Annotated in this window: 1 rRNA gene and 1 pseudogene; one reads left to right on the forward strand and one right to left on the reverse strand. The window is 40.5% G+C overall.

What is annotated here, in order from left to right:
* Positions 1–11: 11 nt before the first annotated feature.
* Positions 12–122 (forward strand): 5S ribosomal RNA (gene rrf, locus H6A28_RS14990).
* 164 nt (positions 123–286) lie between these two features.
* Here the strand turns inward: rrf and H6A28_RS15270 are convergent.
* Positions 287–390, reverse strand: a pseudogene (locus H6A28_RS15270) (IS982 family transposase); the annotation flags it as partial.

Here is a 390-nt window from a genome sequence, read left to right on the forward strand (position 1 = left end):
CATAATGATATTAAGGTGACTATGGCGCGAAGGTTCCACCTCTTCCCATTCCGAACAGAGAAGTTAAGCTTCGCCACGCCGATGGTACTGCGTACAAGTGGGAGAGTAGGTAGTCGCCGTTTTAGATGGAGCCTCGAAGTAGAAATACTTCGGGGCTTTTTTTGCATCCTTCTTCCTCGGTTTTTCTATACTTTTGTTTGTTTAAGTCGTTGAAAACATGTACTTTGAACGGAATTAGAGGCTTTCCGCATTAAAAAGTCATAATTAACGTGAGTTCGATATAAAATTAGAAAATAGACAGTTGTCCGTCATTGACAAAGTTTACATCAATGGCGGGCTTCTTTTCAAAAAAGCAATATGCTGCTATAGCCGACAAAGAGTTGGCTATAA

The organism is Bacteroides mediterraneensis (assembly GCF_016900355.1).
Taxonomy (GTDB): Bacteria; Bacteroidota; Bacteroidia; order Bacteroidales; family Bacteroidaceae; genus Phocaeicola.